This window comes from Runella salmonicolor (genome assembly GCF_024158025.1).
Taxonomy (GTDB): domain Bacteria; phylum Bacteroidota; class Bacteroidia; order Cytophagales; family Spirosomataceae; genus Runella; species Runella salmonicolor.
In genome coordinates, this window is sequence record NZ_JAMZEL010000017.1 from 1 (window position 1) to 26,378 (window position 26,378).

The window sequence follows — 26,378 nt, forward strand, 5'->3', positions numbered from 1 at the left end:
TGAAAAATTTGTAAATGTTGTATTATTCTGTGGTAAGTTAATCAAAAGTTAAAAACCCCAGCAATAGTTAGCTGGGGTTTTTAAAGAAAAACAAAGTCCCAAGTAATTTCCAAGGAAAGCCTACTTGATACTCAAATTCAAGGCTTATACCGACATAATATCCTGCTCTTTTGCGGCAAAGATTTGGTCTACTTTTGAAATAAAACCGTCGGTTAATTTCTGAACGCGCTCTTCTCCGATTTTCACCTCGTCTTCCGAAACGCCTTCTTTGGTCAGTTTACGAATATCGCCGTTGGTGCTTTGACGGATGTTCCGGATATTGACCTTTGCGGTTTCGATTTCTTGTTTTACACGTTTTACCAAATCGCGGCGACGCTCTTCGGTCAGCATCGGAATACTGAGGCGAATGTTTTCACCGTCGTTGTTGGGAGCTAATCCAACGTTGCTGTTCCGAATGGCTTTTTCTATTTCCCCAATCAGTTTTTTCTCAAACGGCTTGATGGTAATCGTACGCGCATCGGGGGTTGTGATGGAAGCTACGTTGTTGAGCGGCGACATTACTCCGTAATATTCCACCTGAATTCCGTCCAACATCGACGGCGAGGCTTTTCCCGCGCGGATTTTTGCTAACTCGATGGTCAAGTGCTTGATTGCCCGGTCCATCGTATCTTTGGCGTCTTCGAGATAAAATTCGACTTCTTCCATTGCTACTGTTTTAATTTTTATTCGTTAACTGTGAGATATAGGGGCTATCCCTGATTAGTTGGGTAAAATTAAAGTTTCTTATTCGTTCGTTACCAACGTTCCTACCGATTCGCCATTGATGAGGCGCAGTAGGTTGCCTGGTTTGTTCATATCAAAAACGATGATTGGCAAATTGTTTTCTTTGCACAACGCAAAGGCCGTCAAATCCATGATTTTAAGGTTTTTAGCCAATGCTTCATCATACGAAATTTTCTCATAACGAGTTGCGTTGGGGTCTTTTTCGGGGTCGGCGGTGTAGATTCCGTCCACGCGCGTTCCTTTCAAAACAGCATCTGCGTTGATTTCAATGGCCCGGAGCGCACCTGCTGAGTCGGTAGTAAAATAGGGATTACCCGTGCCCGCGCCAAAAATCACGATACGGCCTTTTTCTAAGTGGCGCACCGCCCGGCGGCGAATCATCGGCTCGGCTACCTGCTCCATTTTAATAGCTGATAGCAAGCGAGTTACCATGCCAAATTTTTCCAGTGAACTCTGAATCGCCATACTATTGATGACCGTAGCGAGCATTCCCATGTGGTCGCCCTGTACCCGGTCAATGCCTGATTTTTCAACCGAGGCTCCGCGAAATATATTACCTCCTCCAATGACCACTGCCACTTGTACGCCAGCATCAACGATTGTTTTTACTTCTTTGGCAAACTGCTGGAGAATGTCAAAATCAATCACCTGCTTTTTGTCAGCACCGCTGAGTGCTTCACCGCTAAGTTTGAGAAGAATACGTTTATATTTAGGTTGAGACATGGTTGATATATTAGTTAGTTTGTATTGTGCAATTTAAGTCCATAACGTTGGTCAATGAACTCATTATTTATTCAAATTCAATCAAGATTTGGTTTTTATCCACCGTATCTCCTTTGTTTATTTTAATACTTTTTACGACTCCCTCTCCTGGTGATTTAAGGGCATTTTCCATTTTCATGGCCACCAATACAAGGACCACATCCCCCGCTTTGACCACATCGCCCACCTGCACTTTGATGTCCCAAATCAACCCTGGCATGGGTGCTTTGAGGTTATTGACTTTATTTTTGGCGGCACCAGTCATGCCCATTTGCTCCAGTAATAAATCAAAACGGTCTTTGGCGGCAACGGTGTAAGTGCTTTGGTTGATTTTGACCTTAAAACTTTTTTCGGCATAATCAGCTTCAATAACTTCGGCATTGTACGAACGACCGTTTTGCAAAATATGAAAACGTCCGTTGTCCAACGCCACCAAGTCCCACTGAAAAGGCTGACCGTTTAGGGTTGTTTGCCCTTTATTAGAATCAATGTCAAAGGTCTGTCGTTCGTTGATGGTTACTTTTAACATAGTAATATTGGTTAAAGAGAAAGGTATTTCGTGTCAATTTTTGGCAATACTAAGCCGCTCTCGACGATTGACCAAATAAATGCCCGTCAGGATAATGCCCATTCCGAGATATTGCTGAAAACTAATCCGCTCACCGTCAAAAAGCCCCCAGCTGATGGCTACAATCGGAATTAAATACGTAACCGACGCCGCAAACAAGCCAGAAGCCAATTGCACTATCCGGTTAAACAACACCGACGCCAAGCCCGAGCCTACCAACCCCAACGCCAATAAAATAAGGCTCGGTTGGAAATTTTCAGCGAGGGTGATTTTGGGAAAGAAATCCGTAAAAAACAAGATAACAAATGAAATAGGACCCGTAAAAGCAAACGTCCAAGAGGTCATGGCCAACGACGGCAAATGACTCAAATGGCGTGAAATAGTATTGATATTAATACCATACAACACTGTGGCAAGCAAAATCAAAAACGCGTAGGGATTAGCGATATTTAAAGCCCCCGCCCCTTTAGAAAAAATCAAAAAAGAAGAACCCAACAACCCCAGCAAAATGCCTATAATCTGCACAGGACGACGCGGTTGTGCAAAAAACACCACGCCAATCACGAGCGTAAACAACGGACTCAGGGAATTGAGCATTCCCGACAAAGAGCTGTTTAGTTTAGTGCCCGCTAAGGCAAACAAAAACGCTGGAATGACAAATCCTGTCAGAGAAGATATTAATAAATAAGGATAACGATCAACGGGAATTTGACGACGGGAGCTAACCATGATAGGAATAAAAAACAGCGAAGCCAAAAACAATCGCCCCGCTGCTACCTCCGTTACGCTAAACGTAATCAGGCTTTTTTTGATTAAAAAGAACGATGTTCCCCAAGTAAGGGCTACTAATACCAACAGTATCCACGCCTGAAGGGGACTTTTAGAAGAATCGTTCACTTTTGAAATGATTAGCGTTAAGACCCACGGCAAAATCGTCAACACTCACAATACATGACATTTTGCCGCTGCAAAAATAGTGGGTTTATTTGATTTCAAAGTGCTTATCGGCAAAGTTCATGTATTGTTGCCAATCATACAGCAGAATATCATGTTTCCCCTCGCGGATGTGATACCCGATGGTTTTTCCAACCGGACTGTTTGGCATGGGCATTGTATTGGTTCCCAAACCCGTTTTTTTGTACAATTGATAGACCTTTTCCGCTTCTACTGCTCCCAAAAACTCCCCTTTGGGGTCGGCCCAAATATCTTCGGTGGCACTGGCTACGTACAGCGGACGCGGGGCCATCAGGCCCAGTAATTCGTGCGAATCTACTGGCAGCTCCGCCACTGCTTTATTGTATTTTTTGTAGTTGGCACAAAACCAATGCGGAAATTGCGTGTTGAGATGCTCTACCGTTTCGCCAATCCACCGTCGCGACAAGGCCGCCCCACCTTCACCAGAATCGTTGGAGATAACCATCGCAAAACGCGGGTCTTCTGCGGCTGCCCACAGCGTGGCTTTTCCGATGCGTGAGTGGCCCAAAGCAATCACTTTTTGCCCGTCAATCAAGGATTCATTTTTGATTAAATAATCCACCATGCGGCTCATGCTCCACGCCCAAACCCCAATGGCACTCCATTTTTCGCGCTGTTCGGGCGTCAATACGGAGCGAAGGCCCGTTTTCCAACCTTCGTTATGGTCAGCTTCGAGGTCACCGTAGTAAGCGGTAGCAACCGCGTAGCCCCGCGCTACGATGGCTTCCATGGGCCATCTCCGTTCGGCAATTCCGCGAGAGGCATCCGTTGCTCGATTGTTTACAAAGGTTTTATCAAAACCAGAATTCACCCATTTTTCGGTTACAAATACGTCTTTTTCGTGCGTGGCGGTGTGATTTCCCGTAAAATTGAGGCTAACGAAAACGGGGGCTTGTTTCACATTCTTGGGTAAATACAGCAAAATATCGAGCGTCAACGTGGGGGAAATTTCGGGAAACCGCAGGGTAATTTGCTTAGAAATGGCTTTGCCATTCAACGCATTTTCGTTGACGGTTTTCACCTCAGAAGCAATTTTTACCGCCCCCGAAAATGGATTGACCCCGTACACGTTTTCTGCGAATAGTTTCAACACCGCTGGCCGGCCCGCTTTCTCCCACACGTCTTTTGATTTGATGGGCTTGCCATTGGGGAGCACCAACGGGTCGGGCAACGTAAAAGAGGGCATTTTTGATTCGTCATAATTGACGGGAATCTTTTGGGCAAAAACATTTAACGACATCATTACACCTAAAACAGTGTGGATTGCCGCCTTAATTGTGGATAACTTGTGCATAAGTATCGGTCTTTGGGTATAACTTTTCTTTTTCATAAAATATACCTGCTTTTTACCCAAAAGACGCTGGTTGTATGATTCTATTGTTTGTTGGGTAATTACCGAAAAAATTGACCTATTCTCTATTCATCAAAACTTTTATAAAGCTCCTATTAACCCCGAATAGTTGGTAACTTTGCGCCTTCGTTTTGCGTTACCAATTCATGGACAATCACAAACCTACCCTTACAGACATCGAACTCACTGGCCACGACCTCATTGAGGTCATGGGTGCCCGCGAGCACAACCTTAAAAATATTGACGTCACCATTCCGCGCAACAAACTCGTCGTGGTGACGGGCATCAGCGGCAGTGGTAAGTCTTCTTTAGCATTTGACACCATTTATGCCGAAGGACAGCGTCGCTACATGGAAAGCTTTTCGGCTTATGCCCGTGGTTTTCTGGGCAATATGGAGCGCCCCGATGTGGATAAAATCGATGGTCTCAGCCCCGTGATTAGCATTGAACAAAAAACCACGTCACGCAATCCGCGCTCTACGGTCGGCACCGTGACCGAGATATACGACTTTTTACGCCTCCTGTACGCTCGCTCCGGCGATGCCTTCAGTTACGTGACGGGACGACCCATGGTGAAGCAATCGCAAGACCAAATCATTGACCAGATTCTGAATCAATTTGAGAATCAAAAAGTAACGTTATTAGCCCCCGTCGTCAAAGGGCGAAAAGGGCATTACCGCGAGTTGTTTGTTCAAATTGCCAAACTCGGCTACACAAAAGTCCGCGTAGACAACGAGGTGTTGGACATTACGCCCAAAATGCAGCTCGACCGCTACAAAATTCACGACATTGAAATTGTGGTGGATAGGCTCATTCCCAAAGCTGATGCTGGAGACTCGCAGTCACGTTTCCGCTTGAGTCAATCGGTCGGAACGACCCTGAAGCAGGGCAAGGGCGTGATGATGTTGTTGGATAAAAAAAATGAAGTTCATTATTTTTCCCAAAACCTCATGGACCCCGTCGCGGGTATCAGCTACGACGACCCTGCGCCCAATAGTTTTTCGTTCAATTCTCCTTATGGTTGGTGTCCGACCTGTCAAGGCTTGGGTGTGGTGGAAGAAATTACACCCGAAAGCGTTATTCCCGACAAAAGTCTCAGTCTGAGCCGGGGAGCCATCGCGCCTATTGGCGAATACCGCGATTTGTGGATTTTCAAACAATTGGAAATTCTGTTAAAGCCCTTCAAAGTAACCCTCAGCACACCAATTGATAAGTTCCCACCTGAAGCCATCGACCTCATGCTCAACGGGACCGATGAGCCGGTACCCGTTCCTTCCAAAAAGTATGAAGGCACCGAATGGAACACCAAATATGAAGGCATCATTACGTTTTTGCGCCGCCAGCAGGAAAATGGCTCGGAGAAGATTCAGGATTGGCTCAAAGATTTTATGACCATCAACACTTGCCCCGATTGTCAGGGGGCGCGTTTGAAAAAAGAAGCGTTGTGGTTCAAGATTGACGATAAAAACATTGCTGATTTAGCCAATATAGACATTCGAGAATTGGCCAATTGGCTCAATGGTCTGGAAGACCGTATCACCGAACGTCAGCAGTTGATTGGTCGCGAAGTGTTGAAAGAGATTCGCAAGCGCGTCGGATTTTTGTTGGATGTTGGCCTAGATTATCTAACGCTCAACCGTCCGCTGAAAACGCTTTCTGGCGGAGAAGCACAACGCATTCGTTTGGCTACCCAAATCGGTACGCAGCTTACGGGCGTGTTGTACATCATGGACGAACCCAGCATTGGTCTACACCAGCGCGACAACGTGCGACTCATTGATTCATTGAAAAAATTACGTGATTTGGGTAATACTGTTTTGGTCGTCGAACACGACAAAGACATGATGCTCGAATCCGATTACATCCTCGACATCGGCCCCGGTGCTGGCCGCCACGGCGGGCAGGTAGTAGGGTACGGTACACCCGAGGTATTTTTAAAAAACGGCTCATTGACCGCCGATTATTTGAGCGGCCGAATCGCCATTGATGTTCCTAAAAAACGCCGCGAAGGCAACGGAAAAACCATTGTTTTAAAAGGGACAACGGGCAACAACCTTAAAAACGTTACGCTTAATCTGCCCTTGGGTAAAATGCTCTGCGTAACTGGCGTGAGCGGAAGCGGCAAGTCGTCGTTGATTCATGAAACGTTGTTTCCGATTCTGAACCGCCATTTTTACAACTCCAAACGCGAACCGCTACCTTACAAAAGCGTGGAAGGTCTGGAGCACATCGATAAAGTCATTGAAGTAGACCAGTCGCCCATCGGCCGTACACCGCGCTCCAATCCAGCTACGTATACTAATCTTTTTTCGGAGATTCGGTCGCTGTACGCCGAACTGCCCGAAGCCAAAATCCGGGGCTATAAGCCAGGCCGTTTTTCGTTTAACGTCAAAGGTGGCCGCTGCGAAGATTGCGAAGGCGCAGGTATGAAAAAAATAGAAATGGAATTTCTGCCCGATGTGTACGTAGATTGCGACACCTGCAAAGGAAAGCGCTTCAATCGTGAGACCTTGGAGGTGCGTTTCAAGGGAAAATCCATTGCTGACGTGCTCGACATGACCGTGGAACAGGCGTTGGAATTTTTTGAAAGTATTCCTAAAATTTTGCGTAAAGTATCGACGCTCAACGACGTAGGACTTGGCTACATCACCCTCGGCCAGCACGCCACTACCCTTTCAGGTGGTGAAGCGCAACGGGTAAAGCTGGCTGAAGAACTTTCCAAAAAAGATACGGGCCAAACCCTCTATATTCTGGACGAACCGACCACCGGATTACATTTTCAGGACATTCGGCATTTACTGGATGTATTGAACAAGCTCGTCGATAAAGGCAACACCGTTTTGATTATTGAGCACAACATGGACGTGATTAAAGTATCGGATTACGTCATCGACCTCGGCCCCGAAGGCGGCAATGCCGGTGGGCGCATCATTGCCGAAGGCCCCCCCGAAAAAGTAGCAAAGGTGAAGGAGAGTTTTACGGGAAAATATTTGAAATTGGAATTACAAGCGTAGAAAAATGTAATTTTGAAAAAAACAGGCAATAGTTATGGAATCAACCTTTGTGCTGCGTCGCGACGAACTTACGAGCGAGTTTATCGAAATTATCAAAGCTCTTTTCAAAAATCAGGAAGAGTTACAAATTACCGTGACTGCTTCGCAAGACTTTGGCCTTAACCAACCCGAAGATAGAGAAGCATATTGGGCACGTTTAAAGAATGCCGCCGCTAATGTTGAATCTAGAACTGAAGTAGTGGAAATCTCCGAAGTCGAACTGGATGACCTCGCTAATCGGTTTTTGCAAAAATGAGAAAATTAGTATTTGACGCCGATGCTTTTGACGACCTTGCGGATTGGGGGATATATAATCGAAATACATTCAAACGAATCTATGAAATCTTAAAAGATATTCGTCGGCATCCTTTTGAGGGAATCGGTAAGCCAGAACCGCTGAAAGGCGACTTAAAAGGGTATTGGTCTCGCAGAATTACCGATGAACATCGTCTGGTGTACAAAGTAGAATCTGACGATTTGATTTTAGTTATTTCAGTTAAAGGACATTATGGAGATAAATAGCGAAAAAAAAACAAAGGGCCGAAAATTTCGGCCCTTTGTCGCTACTCACCATCCTCTACGTTGACCATTGCGACCGTAGTCGTCATAGGTCGAACGCTCATTATCTCGTTTCTCATGGGTTATTTCGCGGTTAAGCGCTGCCAAATCTGAGGTTAATTCACGACGTTCGCGGGGGTTGAGCACCCGGTCGCGCCAGAAGATTTGCTCTTTGCGCTCAATACGCTCCACATCACGCATCAGATTTTTTGCCTCCCGAGACGATATAGACCCTTGCGCGATTCCGTCGGCTATCCGGCGGCGGGCTTCGCGCTGAAAATCATCAATGCGGTCGCCCATATTTCCGCCCCTTCCGCTGCGGGAGTCATAGCCACGATTGTCATCACGATTTCCGTATCCTCGGTCGTCGCGGCGGTTATCGTATCGGTCATCGTACCGGCGGTCGCGGTCATTGTTACCCCATTGGGCATTGGCACTTCCGAAAGCTACTAAGATCATGGCGGCGGCAAATACTAACTTTTTCATGGCATTTATTTGGTTTAATGGTACAATGATTTTGCTTATTTTACTCTTAGAACGCAGAAAATCATAAAGGTTTATAAAGGCTTGGTTAATGATTGTTAACACGTTTTTAAAAGATTTTAGTAACTTGCTACACCAACCTGAACTGCTCCTAAAAACCCCCTTAAAATACCTTATTAGGGCTTTTTTATATTTTTTTGGTCAACACAGTAAGCGCTAAATTTCTTTTTAAACCTAACTAACTCTCATCAACTTCTTCTTTATGAAACACACCTTTATTACGGGCAGTTTGCTATTCCTCGGCATGTATGCCCACGCCCAAAAATCCATTAGTGGTTTTTCAGTTGCCAATCAATCGAAACAAGAAAAGGTCGAACAAGAATACCGTACCAAACAATCTGCCGAGCGTTTTAAAAACCACCTTCAAAAACTCACCAGTGTACCACACTTGGCGGGCACGCCCGAAAATGAGAAAGTGCGTGATTACATCGCCGATGTGATGCGCAAGGCAGGATTACAGGTCGAGATTTTTCCGCACGATATTTATCTTTCCAAAACACCCGGTGAAAGCTTGGTTGAAGTCGTGGAACCCATTCGGATGCCGCTCAACAACCGTGAGTTTATCATCAAAGAAGATAAATATTCAGCCGATGCGCGCCTTACTCCCGGTTGGAATTCCTACTCAGGCTCTGGCGATGTTACCTCAGAAGTGGTATATGCCAACTATGGCCGTATCGAAGACTTTGAGAAATTGAAAGCGATGGGCATTTCGGTCAAAGGCAAAATCGTGCTGGCGCGTTATGGCGGCAATTTCCGTGGGTACAAAGCCAAACACGCCGAAGCCGCTGGAGCGGCGGGCGTCATTATCTATACCGACCCCGCCGACAATGGCTACATGAAAGGTGTAACTTTCCCTGAAGGCTCCCAACCCAACGACAACACCATTCAGCGCGGTTCATTATTGACCGTCGATTATACCGGCGACCCATTAACTCCATTCGAACCAGCCTTGCCCTTGGATGGCCCTAAAAAAATCAAACGCCTCGACCCCAAAGATGCGGCATTCCACAAAATCCCCGTCACGCCCCTGCCGTGGGGCTCGGCCGTTGAAATCCTCAAACGCATGACGGGCAAAGCCGTTCCAGCTGGCTGGCAAGGCGGATTGCCCTTGGCTTATCGTTTGGAAGGTGGCTCGGAGTTGAAAGTGAGGTTAAAAGTAAAACAAGACAAAGAGTTTGTACGTATTTATCAGGTAGTAGGTACGCTGACGGGGAGCGAATTTCCGGATGAATGGATCATTGCAGGCTGCCATTATGATGCATGGTCATTTGGCTCTACCGACCCCAACAGCGGCACCGCTATGCTCTTAACATTGGCTGAATCTTTGGGGAAATTACCTCAAAAACCGAAACGTACGGTAAAAATATGCCACTGGGATGCGGAAGAACACGGCGTAATCGGCTCAGCCGAATGGGTGGAGCAAATGCGCGATGAGCTAAGCGCCAAAGCCGTAGCCTACATGAACTACGACGCGGCGGTTTCAGGAAAAATATTCGGTGGTAGCTCTTCTCCTTCACTGAAAAAATTGCTCATTGAGGCCACACAATCCGTTCAATATCCCGATTCGAACAAAACCGTTTATGAACACTGGATGGCCCAAAAAGGAGGCAAAAGAGGTAGCACCGTAGGCATCAACAGCGCCGCTCCCGTAGCCGTAGCCGATGAGCCAACGATTGGCAACTTAGGCGGTGGCTCTGACCACATTGCTTTTTATATGCACGCGGGCATTCCTTCATTGAGCGCTGGCGTAGGCGGGCCTACGCTTTACCATTCGCAATATGATGACCTGTTTTTCTACAACAAATTTGTGGATTCTACCTACACAATGGGTCCGATGGTGGAGCAAGTAGTAGGTACCATGTCACTGCGGTTGGCCAATGCCGATATTTTGCCGTATGATGTTTCTCGCTACGCAACGGATTTAACAACGCACCTCAAAACCGCTGAAAAGGCCATCAAAGCCTACCAACCAGCTTATTCGATTGATAAATTATTGGCGCAAGTAGAAACCCTGAAACAAAACGCCGAGCAGTTTGAAAACCGCATCAAAACCCTATTGGCTTCTGAGCAACTTGACAAAGTTAAAGTGGCGGCCATTAACAAAGAATTGCGAAATTTAGAAAAGGCCTTCCTTGACCCCAAAGGTATGGCTTACGGTTCGTGGTACCGCTCGTTGTACGCTTCTTCTGACCCGTACAGCGGCTATGCATCGTGGATGTTGCCCGCATTTCAGTATGAAGCATCGCTTAAATCAACGGCCAATCTGCCCGATATTGAAGCGCGACACGCCAAAGCCATTGAAACACTGAATACGAAAATTGTAACAATGAACCAACAATTAGGAGGAAGTCCTTCCTCGTTGGGAGGAGCCAAAAATTAAGATTGGCAAATCTAAGACTTTGAGTATCTTAAGTTCATTTCTGCCTTATTAAGTAGAGTAATTTATAATCTTATGTAACGCATGAAATGGCCCAATAATAAGGTCTTACTGAGTGTATCAGCGCTGGTTTTTGTCGGGGCTTGGTTAGCCATTAGCCCCGACAATCACGTTGATTTCAACACGGAGGTAAAACCGATTCTCAATAAAAAGTGCATGGCTTGCCACGGAGGTGTGAAAAAAGCGGGCGGTTTTAGCCTGTTGTTTCGGGAAGAAGCCCTCGCCAAAACGAAATCGGGCAAGCCTGCCATCATTCCTGGGGACGCCGACGGTTCTGCTTTCATTCAAGTACTGACGCATTCCGACCCCGAAAAACGGATGCCCAAAAAGGGCGACCCACTCACAGATGAGGAGGTTGAAATTCTGCGAGATTGGGTAGACGAAGGAGCCGAATGGGGCACGCATTGGGCATACAGCCCCGTAGAAAAACAAAGTGCCCCACAGCCCAGTTGGTGGGATAAACTTTTTCAAAAAATACCGTGGGGCAATTCCGACATTGACCGTTTTGTGTTTGAAAAACAACAGCAACAAAACAGCGATGCTCTGCACCCTTCGCCCGAAGCCGACCGCGCTACGCTCCTGCGCAGGGTTACGCTTGACCTTACAGGCTTGGCCCCAACGGCTGCGCAATACGAGAAATTCCTAAATGATAAAAGCCCCAAAGCCTACGAAACCGTGGTGGATTCATTGCTGGCATCTCCCGCGTTTGGCGAACGCTGGGCGGGGATGTGGCTTGATCTGGCGCGTTATGCGGACTCAAGAGGTTATGAAAAAGACGATGCCCGAAATATTTGGCGTTACCGCGATTGGGTCATCAAAGCATTTAACGAAAACAAGCCTTACGATAAATTTATCACCGAACAGCTCGCGGGTGATTTGTTGCCCAATCGCACTGAGAACGAACTCATTGCCACGGGATTTCACCGCAATACCATGAACAACGACGAAGGAGGCACCGACAACGAAGAATTTCGCACCTCAGAAGTGCTCGACCGCGTCAGTACCACTTGGGAAGCATTGCAAGGAACCACCTTTTCGTGCGTACAATGCCACAGCCACCCTTACGACCCCTTTCGACACGAGGAATACTATAAATTCATGGCTTTCCTCAACAATACCAGCGACCAAGACGTCAGCGACGAAGCTTCATTCTTGCGGTTTTTCGAAGAAAAAGACCAAAAGAAACTGGATGAGCTGACCGAATGGCTAAAGAAAAATACCACCCCACAAAAAGCCGAGCAGTACACGCATTATGTTCGTACGCTGGAACCTAGGATTTACTTTCACCTGTTTGACCAATACAAAAATGGCACGCTAGAACCTACCGCCGCCGCTATGCTGCAAAACAACGGCTCGCTTCGCTTGAAACAAGCCCCTGTCAGAGGCAAACGAAAAATATTACTTTACTACCGTTCAAGGCAACCCGCAACCGTAGTCCGAATCAGCACCGACAGCCTCAACGGGCCACTTGTAGCCACGACAAAACTCGATACGTCCCGGAGTTTCCAAATTGCCTATATTGACTTACCGCCGTTTTCGACCCGCAAGGATTTACATTTTTCGTTTACCAATGCCAAAGTTAAAGACCAAAAAGACGATATAGCGGCGCTGATGTGGGTCGCATTTTGGGCCGAAGATTTTCCAGGGAAAGGAAAACCTGGCTACGAAGAGCAATATGCCAACTTCCAAAAACTACTGGTGACATCGGCCGAAACGATGCCCATCATGCAAGAAAACCCTCCCGAATACGCCCGTGTAACGCGTGTGTTTGAACGTGGCAGTTTTTTAAGCCCCGCCGCCGCCGTTGCACCCGATGTTCCTAAATCATTGCACGCATTTCCCAAAAATGCCCCCCGCAATCGTCTGGGCTTGGCCCAATGGCTCACGTCAAAACAAAACCCACTGACCGCCCGCGTGGCCGTGAATCGTTTTTGGGAACAACTGTTCGGAACAGGACTCGTCGAAACCCTTGAAGACTTTGGTTCACAAGGCTTTACGCCCACTCACGTTGAATTATTGGATTATTTGTCGTATAAATTCATGCACGAGTATAATTGGCAAATGAAACCACTATTGAAAGAAATCGTGCTTTCGGCTACGTATCGACAAGATTCCCGCGCCACAGATGCGCAGATTGCCCAAGACCCCACCAATCGTTGGTTAGCGCGTGGACCGAGAGTACGCCTCACGGGCGAGCAAATCCGCGACCAAGCACTCATTGTCAGTGGGTTATTAAGCAATAAAATGTACGGAAAACCCGTCATGCCGTATCAACCGCAGGGCGTTTGGCAAGTGGTGTACAGTGGCATTAGTTGGAAACGAAGCGAAGGAGAAGACGCCTACCGACGCGCCATTTATACCTTTATCAGGCGGTCAAGCCCGTATCCAAGTATGCTCACCTTCGACGGCTCCAACCGCGATGTGTGTTTGGCTCGGCGCATCCGGACCAATACGCCTTTACAGGCATTGGTCACGCTCAATGATTCGGCTTTTGTGGAAATGTCCATCAAATTTGCGGAGCGTATGGAAAAAGAAGGCGGCAAAAGTGTGCCTTCCAAACTCCAACGCGGCTATTGGCTCATGACGGGACGCGCCCTTCCTCCCGCAAAACAGAAAGTATTGGTAAACCTCTACGCCGAGGCCCTGCGTCGATTTGAAAAAGAGAGAGGGAAAGCGGTACGTTGGATTGGCCGAGAATCGGCCACCCCAAACGACGCAGCCCTGGCTTTTGTGGCCAATACAATGTTGAACATGGACGAGTTTATTTCAAAGCAATAATTATGAAGCTAAACGACGAACTTCGATTGGCACAGGCGCAATTTGAAACCCGCCGCCATTTTTTGAAGCAATGCACTTCGGGCATTGGCATGATGGCGCTGGGCAGTATTCTGGGAAATTGTACGACTGATTCAAAAAAGGCAACTTCTGCACCACTTGACTTAAATCCGCTAGCGGTGCGCCATCCACATTTTGCACCCAAAGCCAAATCGGTAATTTTCATGCACTTCTGTGGCTCGCCTTCGCAGTTGGAACTGTGGGACTATAAACCCGAATTGGCAAAATTGGACGGAAAGCCCTGTCCGCCGTCATTTCTGGAAGGAAAACGCTTTGCGTTCATTCGTGGCGTACCCGACATGCTTGGCTCGGTGGGGAATTTCAAACAACATGGTCAATCAGGCGCGTGGGTTTCTGATTATTTCAATTATTTCCCATCGGTCGTAGATGAGGTTTCATTCCTGAAAGCCATGTACACCGATCAGTTCAACCACGCACCCGCGCAACTGCTGATGCACACTGGCAGTGCCCGTCTAGGACGCCCGAGCATGGGAGCTTGGAGTACGTACGGATTGGGTTCAGAAAATTCAAATTTACCGGGTTTTGTAGTGCTGACTTCGGGTGGAAAAACTCCCGACGCAGGCAAAAGTATCTGGGGGAGTGGATTTCTTCCTTCTGTTTATCAGGGCGTTCAGTGTCGTTCTGAAGGCGACCCAGTGCTGTTTTTAAGCGACCCCAACGGCCTCGACCGCGACCTTCGGCGTAAAGCCATTGATGCATTGACGGAGGTCAATCGCCAACAATACGACGAATTTAAAGACCCCGAAACCCTCGCTCGCATTGCGCAATACGAGATGGCTTTCAACATGCAAATCTCTGTACCCGAAGTAATGGACATCAGCAAAGAGCCCGCCTACATTCACGAGCTTTACGGCACCAAGCCCGGCGAAGCCAGTTTTGCCAATAATTGTTTGTTGGCCCGTAAATTGGTCGAAAAAGGCGTACGCTTTGTGCAATTGTACGATTGGGGTTGGGATACGCACGGCGACGGAGAAGGCACATCGTTGGAAGTGGGACTTCGTCGAAAAACCGAAACCATCGACCGCTCCATGACCGCCCTGTTGATGGATTTAAAACAGCGTGGTTTGCTGGATGAAACCTTGGTGGTATGGGGAACGGAATTTGGCCGCACACCCATGCGCGAGAACCGCAACGGCAAAGTAATGCCTTTCAAAGGCCGCGACCACCACACCGACGCGTTTACGTGTTGGATGGCAGGCGGCGGTATTCGTCAGGGGTATTCGCACGGCGAAAGCGACGAATTTGGCTACCACGGCATCAGCGGCCGTACGCACATCCACGACCTTCAGGCCACCATCATGCACCAATTAGGCTTTGACCATGAGCAACTTACCTACGAATTTCAAGGCCGTAATTTTCGTCTCACTGATGTAAGTGGAAAGGTGATAAAAGAAGTGATTGCTTAAACGGCCACAAGGGCGGCTCCTACGGGCCGCCCTTGTGGCCAACTATATGTTTATCTTCCTAACTTATTTATGCACAGGGTTTTGAGAAACTCTGAACGTCTGGTTTGAGAACCAGACGGCACCTCAGAACCGAACTCCAAATTTGCTTCTAATCTTCAAACAAATTACCTAAGCCGCCCAATACCGAGCCGCTTTCTTTGCGAGATTGTGGTCCGTAAGCCGACAGGCGGTCAACCAATTTAGAAATTGGCATCGACTGAATCCAACAACGCCCCGTTCCCTGAAGCGTGGCTAAAAAGATACCTTCTCCCCCAAAAACCATGGATTTAAGACTTCCAGAACGCTGCACACTGAAATTGATAGAAGGCTCGTAAGCGACCACACATCCGGTGTCTACGCGCAGGGTTTCGTTGTTGAGCTGACGCTCAATCACTACCCCACCAGCGTGCACAAACGCCAATCCATCACCTTGTAATTTTTGCAAAATGAAGCCTTCACCGCCAAACAAGCCACTACCAAGACGCTGGTTGAAGTGAATATTCAATTTTGTTCCCATGGCAGCGCAAAGGAATCCGTCTTTTTGGACAATCAATGAGTTGCCGTAAATCTTCGATAAATCAATAGGCATCACCGTGCCAGGGTACGGCGCGGCAAAAGCTACTTTACGTTTGCCATAACCACGGTTGGTAAAATGCGTCATAAACAAAGACTCTCCCGTGAGCAGGCGCGAACCCGCCTGAAAGATTTTGCCCATGAGACTCTGGGTAGCGTTTGACCCGTCGCCCATTTTGGTTTCAAACTGGATGCCATCTTCCATAAATAACATAGAGCCCGCTTCGGCAATAACCGTTTCGTTGGGGTCTAATTCGATTTCGACGATTTGAATGTCCTCGCCAATAATCTTGTAATCAATTTCGTGTGAATTCATACCTAGATTAACCTTGATTTTAAAATTCTATTTGATAAGTTTATTGTTGTAAACGCGTTTCCATTCAACGCTTTTCGCCCCAAAATTTATTAATAGACCTATGTATACCTGATAGGCCTCCAAATAATTCATGGCTTGGGCTAAATGCACATTTTCCAATTGACTAACAGCTTTTATCTCAAGCATAATTTGATTTTCAATCCAAAAGTCCACTCTACGAACCCCAATGTGCTCTCCCCTGTAAGAAATTTTCATTTCTTTTTCAGATTCAAAGCCGATGCCTTGGTGACGAAATTCAACAGCTAATGCGCGGTGATAAATGAGCTCTTGAAAACCACTACCAAGCGAATTGTGAACAGCAAAGGCACAGCCAATAACCTTATGGGTTAGTTCTGCATTTTCCATTTTAATACCTTTTCAATAATCAAGCCTAATCAGGGTTCTTCGGTATTTTCATTTAAATCATCGCGCGAACGGAGCTTTTTATCGTCCACGTGTTTATTCAAAAACTGATTGATTTTATCAATATCAATCGTGGATGTGATTTCGCCGAATGAATTGATTCGAATGTCAAAGCCATCCAAATCTTTGTGTACTCGCGGCTTTTCGGCGCTTTCGGGAGGAGTTGTTTTTTTCTTCGTCATATCCGTCGATTTTTTTACGAAAATAAGTACCTGCTTCACCATTCGCAACCCTATCTGACTAAACGGTGACTTTTAGATTTTTTTTGGTCAAAAAACAGGGCGAAAGGTTTATCAAAAATAGTTACCAACTTGGCATCGGTATTCGGTAAAACGTGGTGGGGCCCATTCTCATTGCTTTGTTTTTTGTTGGCCGGTGTCGGAATTCTCCTACGCTTTGACCCCATTTTCAGGCCTCAAAATGAGTTGTTACTATTATTATTGCCACTAGCCTGGGGGAGTGTTTCAGGCACTATTAAATGCTTCCGCCCCGATTTAACCGTCATTACCCCCAAAAACTTCATGTTGTTTGTGTGGTTTAACAAGCTCGTCATTATTCCTTTAGAAATTATTGTGGTGGGCAACATGATTCCTGTTGAACATCATCTTAACCAGGATATTTCTACCGAAATCTGTATAACGCTGGTTTCATTCGGGGCTTTTGTTGTTGGTTGGAGTTGCTTTTCACAAAAACAGATTCTCCGACCCGTTATTGCTTTCTCATTTCTGACTACATGGGCCAGTGTTTATTTTCTGGTCGCGCTTATTTCGCTCTCTTTACTTTATGGTTCGTTCGAAAATTATTTATCAGGCGCGATTTTTACGTACGTAACCCGAGAAATCGTTGAGCAAAATGCAACCTTTGTGGGATTTTTGGCAAATATTGGCCAACGATTTTGGGCTTTTGGTGTACTGCTTATGTGGTATAAGTGGAAAACTAAAAAGGGTAAAATCCATTGGTTACGGCAAGTTCCATGGTTGTTGCTTTGTTTGGCAGGCACACTGAGCAGCAATCGCTCCAACATTCTATATCCACTCTTAACGCTGATGAGTGTGATGTGTGCCAACTGGAAAACACGCTATCATTTTAGGTGGGCGATGGTGTTTTCAACACTCCTTCTGCTTTTACTTTTCTTTGGCTATGTACGCGTACAACCCTCATTAGATTTCGAAGTGCTGAAAACGCTTTTCGACGAATATTTGAATCGCTGGGAATATATTGTTCAAGCACACCAACTCTACGTCGGGAGCCCTTATCAAATTACGCCGCTACTTTCCATCCAACCGTCATCGTTTACGCTGATTGCGTCTCTTTTAGAACCCATTCCCATTGTTGGAAAAGCCTTTCGGGAGCAAAGCGGCCCGTATATTTATAATTTGGCGTACTTTCAGTCCTTGGTCTCGCAAGACAAGGTAATTCCAGTGGTGGGTGAGTTGTACTATAACGGTGGCTATCTTTTGGTAGGATTAGGGTCTGCAGTTATTGCAGTAGTATATAAATGGCTGGATGCTGCTTTTAAGCGTAACGTGCCAGTAAATCCACCTTTAGCCGCAGCCTTTTTTTATGTAATGTTGCTATTTAGTGCCACATTATTGCTCAGTTTGTCGGTTTTAATGCAGTTTTTGGTCTACAATGCCGCTCCTGCATTATTGGTTATTGCTGCAAATTGGTCACGAATACGTAAGGCTTCCTAAACTTAGTTGGTTATATTTGCATCCTCAATTTAGTCATCACTATCCCAATTTTAGTCGCTCACATGGAAAAAATCAAAGTCGCAAACCCCGTCGTTGAACTGGACGGCGATGAAATGACCCGCATTATCTGGCGTTTTATTAAAGATAAACTTATCCTTCCTTATTTAGACGTTGATATTAAATACTACGACCTTGGTGTTGAATACCGCGATGAAACCAACGACCAGGTAACCATCGATGCCGCCAACGCCATCAGAAAGTACGGTGTAGGTATCAAATGCGCCACCATTACGCCCGACGAAGACCGCGTAAAGGAGTTCAATTTGAAACAAATGTGGAAATCACCCAACGGTACCATCCGTAACATCTTGGACGGTACGGTTTTCCGTGAGCCTATCGTTTGTCAGAACGTTCCGCGTTTGGTAACCAACTGGGACTCTCCCATCATCGTAGGTCGTCACGCATTTGGAGACCAATACCGCGCTACCGATTTCGTAACCAAAGGAAAAGGAAAACTGACCATCAAGTTTGAAGGCGAAGACGGAAACGTGATTGAGCACGTAGTGTACGACTACAAAAGCGACGGCGTAGCCATGGCAATGTACAACACCGACGAATCTATTCGCGGTTTTGCCCGTTCATGTTTTCAGGTAGCAATGCAGAAAGGCTGGCCTTTGTACCTTTCTACCAAAAACACCATCCTCAAAAAATACGACGGTCGTTTCAAAGATATATTCCAAGAAATTTACGAAGCCGAATTCAAAGCCTTGGGCGTGCACTATGAGCACCGCCTCATCGACGACATGGTGGCTTCTGCCCTGAAATGGAACGGAAACTTTGTGTGGGCGTGTAAAAACTACGACGGCGACGTACAGTCGGATACCGTAGCGCAAGGATTTGGTTCATTGGGCTTGATGACTTCTGTATTGTTGACGCCCGATGGAAAAACAATGGAAGCCGAAGCCGCTCACGGCACCGTGACGCGCCACTACCGCGAGCACCAAAAAGGACGGCCAACGTCTACCAACCCCATCGCTTCTATCTTTGCTTGGACTCGTGGCTTGGCTTTCCGTGGCAAACTCGATGGCAACCAGCCACTTATCGACTTCAGCGAAGCCTTGGAGCAAGTATGCGTTGAAACCGTAGAAAGCGGAAAAATGACCAAAGATTTGGCCGTTTGTATCCACGGAAACAAAGTAAACCACGGTGAGCATTACCTCTATACCGAAGAGTTTTTGGATGCCATCGATGCTAATTTGAAAGCAAAATTGGCGAAGTAATCATACGTACAAAGTAAAAAAGGAAGGGTGAGACAAACGTCTTACCTTTCCTTTTTTTAAAGAACAGGTTCGCTTTTATGGAGTCAATGATGGGAAAAGTCCTTCGCGTATTTCTGCTTTGCACTTTCTGCTTTGTTGTCAACTCACTAAAGGCGCAACGACCACAGGGGCGCTTTCTGACCGACAGCATTGAAATCGGCAAGCCTTTTCAATACGCCCTGAGTTTTCGGCATTCTCCCAAAATCGAAGTTTTTTTTCCCGATACCAGCGCTGATTTTCGCCCTTTTCAAATTACGAAGTCTGATTATTTCCCTACCAAGACCAACGAATCGGGCAGTTTGGACAGTGCAGTCTATACCTTACTTTCGTTTGAACTGGACAAAATCCAAACGCTGGAAGTGCCCGTCTGGATTTTGACGGGCCGCGACTGTACCGCCGTTTATTCCGCCAAAGATTCTATCTACTTAAAGGAGCTCATCAAAGAAGGCGCTTTGGATACGCTTGATCTGAAAGCCGATACGCAGATTATCCCGCTCCAAAACCAGACCAACTTCCCTTTTATCCTGCTCGCTTCTCTGTTGGTTTTGTTGATTGGAACGGGCGTTTATTTACTCTTTGGAGAAACCCTCACGCGGCAGTGGGAGCTGTTTTTGATGTTTCGTCGCAATCAGGAATTTCAACGAAACTTCTCACGACTCACGCGCGATGTGACCGGCAAAAAAGGCATCGACAACGCCGAAAAAGCCGTGATTCTTTGGAAAATGTATCTCCAACGCCTCGAACGTAAACCCTACGCCACCTACACTACCAAAGAGATTACCGATAACCTTTCCAATGCGCAGTTGGCCGATGCCCTCAAATCCATCGACGGCGTTATTTACGGTGGCCTATCTTCCTACAACACCGCCGACTCACTCAACGTTTTGCGCGATGTAGCCACCCAAAGCTACCGAAATCGACGCATTGAACTGGCCCAGGCCCCTACGGCTTCGGGAAGGCGGTAGGGCAATTCAAATCCCCCTCACTCCAACCGTTTCTCATATTTATCAAAGATCAAATCAAAGCGGTCGTTGAGGATGTCGGCTAGGTGGCGATGGTATTCGGGAAAATCGGGCAGGTTGTTGTGGCCACCGCCATAGATAGGAATCAGGCGCGACGATTGCGGCACCAGATTGGCGAGGCGTACGCTCGACCGAAATGGAATCAGCACATCTTTGGTACCATGAATAATGTAAATAGGGCACTTGACGTATTTGATCCAAACATCGGTACGAATGGAAAATTTGAGAATGTAAGAAACGGGTAAAAATGGCAGAAAACGGGTGGTCAAACGCGTAAAACTGTAATATGGTGCATCCAGAATCAACATTTTAGGGTGGTTGACCGAGGCAAGTTTGGTCGCAAAGCCCGAGCCTAACGAACGCCCGTAAATGATGATTTTTTCTTCAACATATCCATATTTGGAGCGCATTTTATTGTAGATGTACTGGGCATCGTTTTTGATACCATCTTCTGTTTGCTTGCCTACGCTTTTTCCAAAACCACGGTAATCAATCATCAATACGTCGTAGCCGTGCTGCGTAAAATCCTTGGCGTATTTGGACCAACCTTTGATGCTGCGCGTATTGCCGTGAAAGTAAATCAATAATCCGCGAGAGGCTTCTTCCTGATAAAAACGCAGGGCATTAATGCGCACATTGGGTTCGGGGTCAAAAAAAAGCTCTTCAAACAAATCCTCGTATTTGTATTCAAAATCCTGCGGGAGCTTCTCGGGTTTGAAGATAAATTTCCCCTGAATCAAATACGCAACAATGCACAGGACGACATAAATCCCCCCAATCCAAATCAGGCGTTCGGTGGTAAAAAACTCAAGCATCGGTTTTAACCTATTTTTTCTACGAAAATAGCAATAAAGACGTGGGAAGTGAGAGTAAGGAATGAGAATTTTCATTGCCCCTACTTTTATTTCTTTGCTCCTTAGCGACTTTGCGTGAATGAAAAGCGCTTAGTGCTTACCTTTGCCTTGATTTTAAGTAAAATCGGCCATTTTTCGCTTTTTTGCATATTAACTTACCATAACTTATTTACCTGTGAAATACCTTTTAGGCTACGACGTAGGCAGCTCGTCCATAAAAGTTGCTTTGTTGGATATAGAAACGGGCAAAGCCCTCGCCACGGGCACCTCGCCCGATCAGGAAATGGGAATGATTGCCCACGAAGCGGGTTGGGCCGAGCAGCACCCCGACAGTTGGTGGCAGGAAGCCGTCAATGCCACGCATAAGTTAAAAGCCAAATATCCCTTTGACCCCGCGCTGGTAGCGGGCATTGGTATTTCGTACCAAATGCACGGCTTGGTGGTAGTTGATAAAGACTTACGCCCCCTACGCCCTTCCATCATCTGGTGCGATAGCCGCGCCGTTGAAATCGGCAATCATGCTTTTGATGACTTAGGCAATGATTATAGTTTGCAGCATTTACTCAATTCACCGGGCAATTTTACGGCGTCAAAGCTCAAATGGGTAAAAGACAAAGAACCACAGATTTTTGAGCAAATTCGGTATTTCATGCTGCCCGGAGATTATCTCGCCCTGCGCATGTCGGGTACGCCGCAAACCACCGTTTCGGGGCTTTCTGAAGGAATTTTCTGGGATTTTGCGGAGCAAAAAGTTTCACAAAAACTCCTCGACTTATACGGGTTTGATTCGTCATTGATACCACAAATTGTGGATACATTCTCTCCCCAAAGTCAGCTTTCGGCTTCGGCAGCAGCAGAGTTAGGCTTAAAAGCAGGCATTCCCATCGCCTACCGCGCCGGCGACCAGCCCAACAATGCGTTTTCGCTCAACGTGCTGAATCCGGGCGAAGTAGCTACTACGGCGGGGACTTCGGGCGTGGTGTACGGCATCAATGCTCAAGCTACCTCCGACCCACTCTCACGCGTGAATACCTTTGTGCACGTCAACAGTACTCCCGAAGAGCAACGCAACGGCGTATTGCTGTGCGTCAACGGAACGGGAATTCTGAACAGTTGGGTGCGTCGTTTTGCGGGCGGTATTTCGTACGATGAAATGAACCAGCAGGCCGCGCAAACGCCCGTCGGTGCCGAAGGACTCACGTTTTTGCCTTTTGGCAACGGAGCCGAGCGCGTGCTCGAAAACCGTTTGTTGGGTGGTCAGTTGCAAGGAATCAACTTCAATACCCACACGCCCGCGCACGTGTTCAGAGCGGCGCAGGAGGGTATTGTGTTTGCGCTTCAGTATGGTTTACAGGTAATGAAAGAAATGGGCGTCCAAACGCATACCGTACGCGCGGGTCACGCCAATTTGTTTTTAAGCCCATTGTTCCGGGAAGCCTTTGCCAACACCACGGGCGCTACCATTGAGTTGTATGATACCGACGGAGCGCAGGGAGCCGCCCGGGCGGCGGGTATTGGTACGGGGGTGTTTGATTTCAAATCAGCCTTCAACGGCCTGACGCAAATCGCCACGGTGGAGCCATTGGCCGATTTACAAGAAAAATATGCCAACACCTACGCCGTTTGGGAAGAAGCATTGAAAAAAATATAACATTTCGCCCCTTTGTCAAAGCGCTGTACTTTGACAAAGGGGGATTTATCCCTAACTTGCAGCGTTATTTCTTAGGCAATCACTCACAAAAACAACGTTTTCACATGGAAGCGCATCAAGAACAGGAAGTTCACTGGGGTTGGCTACTGGCCTACTTTTTGGTTATTATCGTTTTGTTGTTCGTATTTGGCGATGTATTCGTTGCCCTTCTCGGCACCCTCATTCAGGGAATTATTTTTGCAGGATACCACAACGAGTTACACAAAGAAATCTAGCTCACCTTTGAGTAAAAAAATACAAAGCCGACGAGTGTCGGCTTTTTTTGTGGTACTTGAGGCAACAACCTTTTATTGATGTCATAACAAACCGAGCCAGATTTACGTTTTTCTACAAAACCAACCCAACATACTTACCCATGAAGAAAGTTCACATTTTTCTTTTCTTGCTGTTTTTGTCAATGCAGGTACTGGCTGGTACCAATCCCGATGCCTGTCTGGGTACTTGGCTTACTGGCTCCAAAAAGGGCCATGTCCAAATTTATAAACAGGGTGATAAATATTTCGGAAAAATTGTGTGGCTCAAAGAACCCAATGACCCCGCCACTGGCAAACCCCGAACCGACGCCCAAAACCCAGATGTGCATCAAAAAAGTCGGCATTTATTGGGTTTGGTCAACCTACGTGATTTTAAATACGAAGGCAATAATACTTGGGAAGACGGCAAAATTTATGACCCCGAAACTGGCAAAGAGTATAGTTGCAAAATCAAGCTCACCAATGCCAATCAACTGGATGTACGCGGCTTCATTGGCGTGTCGCTCATTGGCCGCACCGATAGTTGGGTGAGAGTAAAATAAACGGCTCGACTCATCAAAACCCACTACATAAATCACATTAAATGAATACGCTCTTTCCTATTTTTCTAAAACTCGAACAACTTCAAGTACTCATTGTGGGCGGCGGCTACGTCGGATTGGAAAAACTTACGGCGGTATTGGCCAATGCTCCCCAAACCGACGTAACGCTCGTTGCGCCCGAAATACGGGCCGAAATCCACGAATTAGCGCATCAGCACCCCCATGTTAAACTCGTGGTTGATGTATACAGCCCCTCTTTTTTAGAGGAAAAAGATTTGGTGATTGTGGGTACCAATGATAAGAGTGTCAATCGGAAGATACAGGAAGATTGCAAAGCCAAACGCCTACTCGTAAACGTAGCCGATACCCCCGACCTCTGCGATTTTTATTTAAGCTCAGTCGTCAAAAAAGGAGATTTAAAAATTGCGATTTCGACCAACGGCAAGTCGCCGACTTTTGCCAAACGATTCCGTGAAGTATTGGAAGAAATCCTGCCCGATACTTTGCAGGAGACATTGGATAATTTACAGCAAATCAGAAATAAGCTGAAAGGAGATTTTCAGGAAAAAATGGATAAGCTGAATGAAATCACAAAAGTAATGAAGTAGGGTAAAGCAGGTAGCGATGCCGTTTTTAAGGCTTAAAACAAATTGAAATTAAAAGGCTTATCTCTCAGGATTAAGAAGTAAATCAGGCCCGCCAATACGATATAACTAACGATAAGCCATTTCTTCTTTTGTTCAAACTCACGGTGATGATGATAGTAATCATAATACATTGAAGCCGATAAGCCAAACACCATCAGCATCACGCACATGATGGCACAATGGGTGCGGTACATAATAAATTGATGCAGAAAAGGCGCTCCCATCAAAATATAAAGTAACCACGTCCCGAATCCCATTCGGTATAAATAAACGCTCAAACGGCGATCATTTTTAAGATCAAAGAGTTTATCATTCATCTGAGTAGGAGGCTGGTTTTCAGTAAAATTAGTTAGTTTTGTACTAAAAGTCAAATTCTTCCAACCCTTATACGTTTTATGTCCCTGAAAGTGTTGATTATTCGTTTTTCTTCCATCGGTGACATTGTTTTGACCACCCCAGTTGTTCGTTGCCTCAAAACACAGCGCCCCGATGTGGAAATTCATTATTTGACCAAAGCTTCTTACAAATATCTGCTCACCGACAACCCTTATATCGACCAGTTACACCTGTTGGAAGGAAGCATTTGGGGCATTGCAAAGCACCTTCGGAAGGAGAAATTTGACCTCGTCATTGACCTTCACCAAAACCTCCGAACCCTTCAAATCAAAGCTGTACTTGGCGTGCAGGCGATTAGTTTTAACAAGCTGAATTGGGAAAAATGGTTGTATGTCAACTGGAAAATAAACGCTTTACCCAACGTCCATATTGTAGACCGTTACCTCCACACACTGCAAACATTGGGGGTAGTCAACGATGACCGAGGACTAGATTATTTCATTCCTTATCGCGATATTATCGAGCCTGATTGGCTTCCCGAAAGTCACCAAAAGGGGTTTGTGGCCTACGCTATAGGCGGCCAACACGAGACCAAAAAACTCCCACTCAACCGCATGATTGAACTGTGCGAAAAAATCAATTTTCCCGTCGTTCTTTTAGGTGGAAAAGAGGATGCCGCCAACGGCGATATGATTGAGAAAGCCATCGGTAAGCATTTTATCTATAACGCCTGCGGTAAGTGTAATTTTAACCAATCTGCTTCGCTGATTCAGCAATCCAAGCTGGTATTCAGTCACGACACGGGTCTGATGCACGTGGCGGCGGCTTTCAAAAAGAAAATCTATTCGATTTGGGGAAATACCGTTCCCGAGTTTGGTATGTATCCGTACCAAACGCAGTTTGTCATGCTAGAGAATCGGCAGCTTACCTGCCGTCCATGCTCCAAAATCGGCCACAAACGCTGCCCGAAGGGTCATTTCAAGTGCATGAACGAACTGTCGTTTTCATTTGAAATCAAGGAGTTAAAACGACAAAGCTGGCAGTAGAGCGGAAGTAACAGAAGAACGTAACAGATAAACAGAAGAACAGAAAAATATAAAATGTAAAAGTTTAAAATACAGCTCGTTAAAAACCACACGTCTTTTTCATTTTCGCGGTTCTACGGTTCTACATTTTTCGGTTTTACATTTCACGGTTTCTCAGTTCTACATTTTTCGGTTTCCCGATTTAACCTTTCGGTTCTACATTTTTCAGTTTCGCGGTTCTACATTTCGCGGTTTTGCATTTTTCAGTTTCTCAGTTCTACATTTTTCGGTT

At 46.3% G+C, this 26,378-nt stretch carries 25 protein-coding genes; 14 read left to right on the plus strand and 11 right to left on the minus strand.

The genetic code is table 11. The features are described 5' to 3' along the window. Positions 1-144: 144 nt before the first annotated feature. From frr to NCI00_RS26205, 5 genes are all read right to left on the minus strand, one after another. The gene (gene frr, locus NCI00_RS26185) at positions 145-705 is read right to left on the minus strand and encodes a ribosome recycling factor (RefSeq protein WP_114067638.1); all 561 of its coding nucleotides are present in this window, start codon (positions 703-705) and stop codon (positions 145-147) included. Between the two features lie 78 nt (positions 706-783). Then, positions 784-1,506: a UMP kinase gene (gene pyrH, locus NCI00_RS26190; protein ID WP_166556787.1), complete on the minus strand. Its 723-nt coding sequence runs from the start codon at positions 1,504-1,506 to the stop codon at positions 784-786. Positions 1,507-1,573: 67 nt separating this feature from the next. Beyond that, a complete protein-coding gene (locus tag NCI00_RS26195) occupies positions 1,574-2,074 on the minus strand; it encodes an acyl-CoA carboxylase biotin carboxyl carrier protein subunit (RefSeq protein ID WP_166556786.1) in 501 nt (166 codons plus the stop codon). 33 nt (positions 2,075-2,107) lie between these two features. Further along, entirely contained in the window at positions 2,108-3,010 is a 903-nt protein-coding gene (locus NCI00_RS26200) for a DMT family transporter (protein ID WP_310586795.1), read from the minus strand. A gap of 85 nt (positions 3,011-3,095) precedes the next feature. Further along, positions 3,096-4,382, minus strand: coding sequence for a glucuronyl esterase domain-containing protein (locus NCI00_RS26205; protein WP_253532567.1), 1,287 nt, complete (start codon positions 4,380-4,382; stop codon positions 3,096-3,098). 203 nt (positions 4,383-4,585) lie between these two features. Between NCI00_RS26205 and uvrA the strand changes: the two genes are divergently transcribed. From uvrA to NCI00_RS26220, 3 genes are read left to right on the plus strand one after another with little or no spacing between them, the layout of a single operon-like run. Further along, positions 4,586-7,453: an excinuclease ABC subunit UvrA gene (gene uvrA, locus NCI00_RS26210; RefSeq protein ID WP_253532569.1), complete on the plus strand. Its 2,868-nt coding sequence runs from the start codon at positions 4,586-4,588 to the stop codon at positions 7,451-7,453. A gap of 34 nt (positions 7,454-7,487) precedes the next feature. Then, positions 7,488-7,748 carry a hypothetical protein gene (locus NCI00_RS26215; protein WP_253532572.1) on the plus strand — a complete coding sequence of 87 codons (261 nt, stop codon included), beginning with the start codon at positions 7,488-7,490 and terminating at the stop codon, positions 7,746-7,748. Next, entirely contained in the window at positions 7,745-8,014 is a 270-nt protein-coding gene (locus NCI00_RS26220) for a Txe/YoeB family addiction module toxin (RefSeq protein WP_253532574.1), read from the plus strand. The genes NCI00_RS26215 and NCI00_RS26220 overlap by 4 nt, the downstream gene beginning before the upstream one ends. 45 nt (positions 8,015-8,059) lie before the next feature. Here NCI00_RS26220 and NCI00_RS26225 read toward each other — a convergent pair whose 3' ends face one another. Beyond that, positions 8,060-8,536, minus strand: a complete 477-nt coding sequence (locus tag NCI00_RS26225) for a hypothetical protein (RefSeq protein ID WP_162793834.1) — start codon at positions 8,534-8,536, stop codon at positions 8,060-8,062. Between the two features lie 259 nt (positions 8,537-8,795). On the opposite strand from NCI00_RS26225, the gene NCI00_RS26230 reads away from it, so the two are divergent. From NCI00_RS26230 to NCI00_RS26240, 3 genes are all read left to right on the plus strand, one after another. Beyond that, positions 8,796-10,973, plus strand: a complete 2,178-nt coding sequence (locus NCI00_RS26230) for a M28 family peptidase (RefSeq protein ID WP_253532577.1) — start codon at positions 8,796-8,798, stop codon at positions 10,971-10,973. An 81-nt stretch (positions 10,974-11,054) separates the two neighbouring features. Further along, positions 11,055-13,808 carry a PSD1 and planctomycete cytochrome C domain-containing protein gene (locus tag NCI00_RS26235; RefSeq protein ID WP_253532580.1) on the plus strand — a complete coding sequence of 918 codons (2,754 nt, stop codon included), beginning with the start codon at positions 11,055-11,057 and terminating at the stop codon, positions 13,806-13,808. 2 nt (positions 13,809-13,810) lie between these two features. After that, a complete protein-coding gene (locus NCI00_RS26240; RefSeq protein WP_253532583.1) occupies positions 13,811-15,292 on the plus strand; it encodes a DUF1501 domain-containing protein in 1,482 nt (493 codons plus the stop codon). Positions 15,293-15,440: 148 nt separating this feature from the next. On the opposite strand, the gene NCI00_RS26245 is transcribed toward NCI00_RS26240, so the two are convergent. From NCI00_RS26245 to NCI00_RS26255, 3 genes are read right to left on the minus strand one after another with little or no spacing between them, the layout of a single operon-like run. Continuing rightward, on the minus strand, positions 15,441-16,220 hold the full coding sequence (locus tag NCI00_RS26245) for a TIGR00266 family protein (protein ID WP_166556777.1): 780 nt from the start codon (positions 16,218-16,220) through the stop codon (positions 15,441-15,443). Between the two features lie 27 nt (positions 16,221-16,247). Further along, entirely contained in the window at positions 16,248-16,625 is a 378-nt protein-coding gene (locus tag NCI00_RS26250) for a GxxExxY protein (RefSeq protein ID WP_253532586.1), read from the minus strand. Between the two features lie 29 nt (positions 16,626-16,654). Continuing rightward, complete coding sequence (locus NCI00_RS26255; protein WP_253532589.1) at positions 16,655-16,864, minus strand: hypothetical protein; 210 nt, start codon at positions 16,862-16,864, stop codon at positions 16,655-16,657. Positions 16,865-16,993: 129 nt separating this feature from the next. Between NCI00_RS26255 and NCI00_RS26260 the strand changes: the two genes are divergently transcribed. The 3 genes from NCI00_RS26260 (at position 16,994) to NCI00_RS26270 (ending at position 20,660) form a co-directional block, all read left to right on the plus strand. Beyond that, a complete protein-coding gene (locus tag NCI00_RS26260; protein ID WP_253532593.1) occupies positions 16,994-18,376 on the plus strand; it encodes a hypothetical protein in 1,383 nt (460 codons plus the stop codon). A 62-nt stretch (positions 18,377-18,438) separates the two neighbouring features. After that, positions 18,439-19,656: an NADP-dependent isocitrate dehydrogenase gene (locus tag NCI00_RS26265; protein WP_253532596.1), complete on the plus strand. Its 1,218-nt coding sequence runs from the start codon at positions 18,439-18,441 to the stop codon at positions 19,654-19,656. Between the two features lie 77 nt (positions 19,657-19,733). Continuing rightward, positions 19,734-20,660: a hypothetical protein gene (locus NCI00_RS26270; protein ID WP_253532598.1), complete on the plus strand. Its 927-nt coding sequence runs from the start codon at positions 19,734-19,736 to the stop codon at positions 20,658-20,660. Between the two features lie 17 nt (positions 20,661-20,677). On the opposite strand, the gene NCI00_RS26275 is transcribed toward NCI00_RS26270, so the two are convergent. Continuing rightward, positions 20,678-21,532: an alpha/beta hydrolase gene (locus tag NCI00_RS26275; RefSeq protein WP_114461827.1), complete on the minus strand. Its 855-nt coding sequence runs from the start codon at positions 21,530-21,532 to the stop codon at positions 20,678-20,680. 214 nt (positions 21,533-21,746) lie between these two features. Here NCI00_RS26275 and NCI00_RS26280 point away from each other — a divergent pair, with 214 nt between their 5' ends. The 4 genes from NCI00_RS26280 to NCI00_RS26295 all read left to right on the plus strand — a co-directional run bounded on the left by NCI00_RS26280 (position 21,747) and on the right by NCI00_RS26295 (position 24,686). Next, the gene (locus NCI00_RS26280) at positions 21,747-23,222 is read left to right on the plus strand and encodes a xylulokinase (protein ID WP_253532600.1); all 1,476 of its coding nucleotides are present in this window, start codon (positions 21,747-21,749) and stop codon (positions 23,220-23,222) included. Next, positions 23,195-23,497 (plus strand): hypothetical protein, encoded by a 303-nt coding sequence (locus tag NCI00_RS26285; protein WP_114461829.1) that lies wholly within the window; start codon positions 23,195-23,197, stop codon positions 23,495-23,497. The genes NCI00_RS26280 and NCI00_RS26285 overlap by 28 nt, the downstream gene beginning before the upstream one ends. A gap of 140 nt (positions 23,498-23,637) precedes the next feature. Then, positions 23,638-24,078, plus strand: coding sequence for a DUF2147 domain-containing protein (locus NCI00_RS26290; RefSeq protein ID WP_253532602.1), 441 nt, complete (start codon positions 23,638-23,640; stop codon positions 24,076-24,078). Positions 24,079-24,119: 41 nt separating this feature from the next. Then, positions 24,120-24,686, plus strand: a complete 567-nt coding sequence (locus NCI00_RS26295; RefSeq protein WP_253532603.1) for a precorrin-2 dehydrogenase/sirohydrochlorin ferrochelatase family protein — start codon at positions 24,120-24,122, stop codon at positions 24,684-24,686. Between the two features lie 32 nt (positions 24,687-24,718). Here NCI00_RS26295 and NCI00_RS26300 read toward each other — a convergent pair whose 3' ends face one another. Further along, a complete protein-coding gene (locus NCI00_RS26300) occupies positions 24,719-25,042 on the minus strand; it encodes a hypothetical protein (protein WP_114067660.1) in 324 nt (107 codons plus the stop codon). 78 nt (positions 25,043-25,120) lie between these two features. Here NCI00_RS26300 and NCI00_RS26305 point away from each other — a divergent pair, with 78 nt between their 5' ends. Further along, a complete protein-coding gene (locus NCI00_RS26305) occupies positions 25,121-26,107 on the plus strand; it encodes a glycosyltransferase family 9 protein (protein WP_253532605.1) in 987 nt (328 codons plus the stop codon). Positions 26,108-26,378 lie beyond the last annotated feature (271 nt).

Coding starts and splice junctions, on each gene's coding strand:
- NCI00_RS26215 (WP_253532572.1), top strand. CDS start 7,488: ATGGAATCAACCTTTGTGCTGCGTCGCGACGAACTTACGAGCGAGTTT.
- NCI00_RS26290 (WP_253532602.1), top strand. CDS start 23,638: ATGAAGAAAGTTCACATTTTTCTTTTCTTGCTGTTTTTGTCAATGCAG.
- NCI00_RS26300 (WP_114067660.1), bottom strand. CDS start 25,042: ATGAATGATAAACTCTTTGATCTTAAAAATGATCGCCGTTTGAGCGTT.
- NCI00_RS26275 (WP_114461827.1), bottom strand. CDS start 21,532: ATGCTTGAGTTTTTTACCACCGAACGCCTGATTTGGATTGGGGGGATT.
- NCI00_RS26265 (WP_253532596.1), top strand. CDS start 18,439: ATGGAAAAAATCAAAGTCGCAAACCCCGTCGTTGAACTGGACGGCGAT.
- NCI00_RS26220 (WP_253532574.1), top strand. CDS start 7,745: ATGAGAAAATTAGTATTTGACGCCGATGCTTTTGACGACCTTGCGGAT.
- pyrH (WP_166556787.1), bottom strand. CDS start 1,506: ATGTCTCAACCTAAATATAAACGTATTCTTCTCAAACTTAGCGGTGAA.
- NCI00_RS26255 (WP_253532589.1), bottom strand. CDS start 16,864: ATGACGAAGAAAAAAACAACTCCTCCCGAAAGCGCCGAAAAGCCGCGA.
- NCI00_RS26205 (WP_253532567.1), bottom strand. CDS start 4,382: ATGCACAAGTTATCCACAATTAAGGCGGCAATCCACACTGTTTTAGGT.
- NCI00_RS26305 (WP_253532605.1), top strand. CDS start 25,121: ATGTCCCTGAAAGTGTTGATTATTCGTTTTTCTTCCATCGGTGACATT.
- NCI00_RS26225 (WP_162793834.1), bottom strand. CDS start 8,536: ATGAAAAAGTTAGTATTTGCCGCCGCCATGATCTTAGTAGCTTTCGGA.
- uvrA (WP_253532569.1), top strand. CDS start 4,586: ATGGACAATCACAAACCTACCCTTACAGACATCGAACTCACTGGCCAC.
- NCI00_RS26230 (WP_253532577.1), top strand. CDS start 8,796: ATGAAACACACCTTTATTACGGGCAGTTTGCTATTCCTCGGCATGTAT.
- NCI00_RS26250 (WP_253532586.1), bottom strand. CDS start 16,625: ATGGAAAATGCAGAACTAACCCATAAGGTTATTGGCTGTGCCTTTGCT.
- NCI00_RS26240 (WP_253532583.1), top strand. CDS start 13,811: ATGAAGCTAAACGACGAACTTCGATTGGCACAGGCGCAATTTGAAACC.
- frr (WP_114067638.1), bottom strand. CDS start 705: ATGGAAGAAGTCGAATTTTATCTCGAAGACGCCAAAGATACGATGGAC.
- NCI00_RS26235 (WP_253532580.1), top strand. CDS start 11,055: ATGAAATGGCCCAATAATAAGGTCTTACTGAGTGTATCAGCGCTGGTT.
- NCI00_RS26295 (WP_253532603.1), top strand. CDS start 24,120: ATGAATACGCTCTTTCCTATTTTTCTAAAACTCGAACAACTTCAAGTA.
- NCI00_RS26245 (WP_166556777.1), bottom strand. CDS start 16,220: ATGAATTCACACGAAATTGATTACAAGATTATTGGCGAGGACATTCAA.
- NCI00_RS26270 (WP_253532598.1), top strand. CDS start 19,734: ATGGAGTCAATGATGGGAAAAGTCCTTCGCGTATTTCTGCTTTGCACT.
- NCI00_RS26195 (WP_166556786.1), bottom strand. CDS start 2,074: ATGTTAAAAGTAACCATCAACGAACGACAGACCTTTGACATTGATTCT.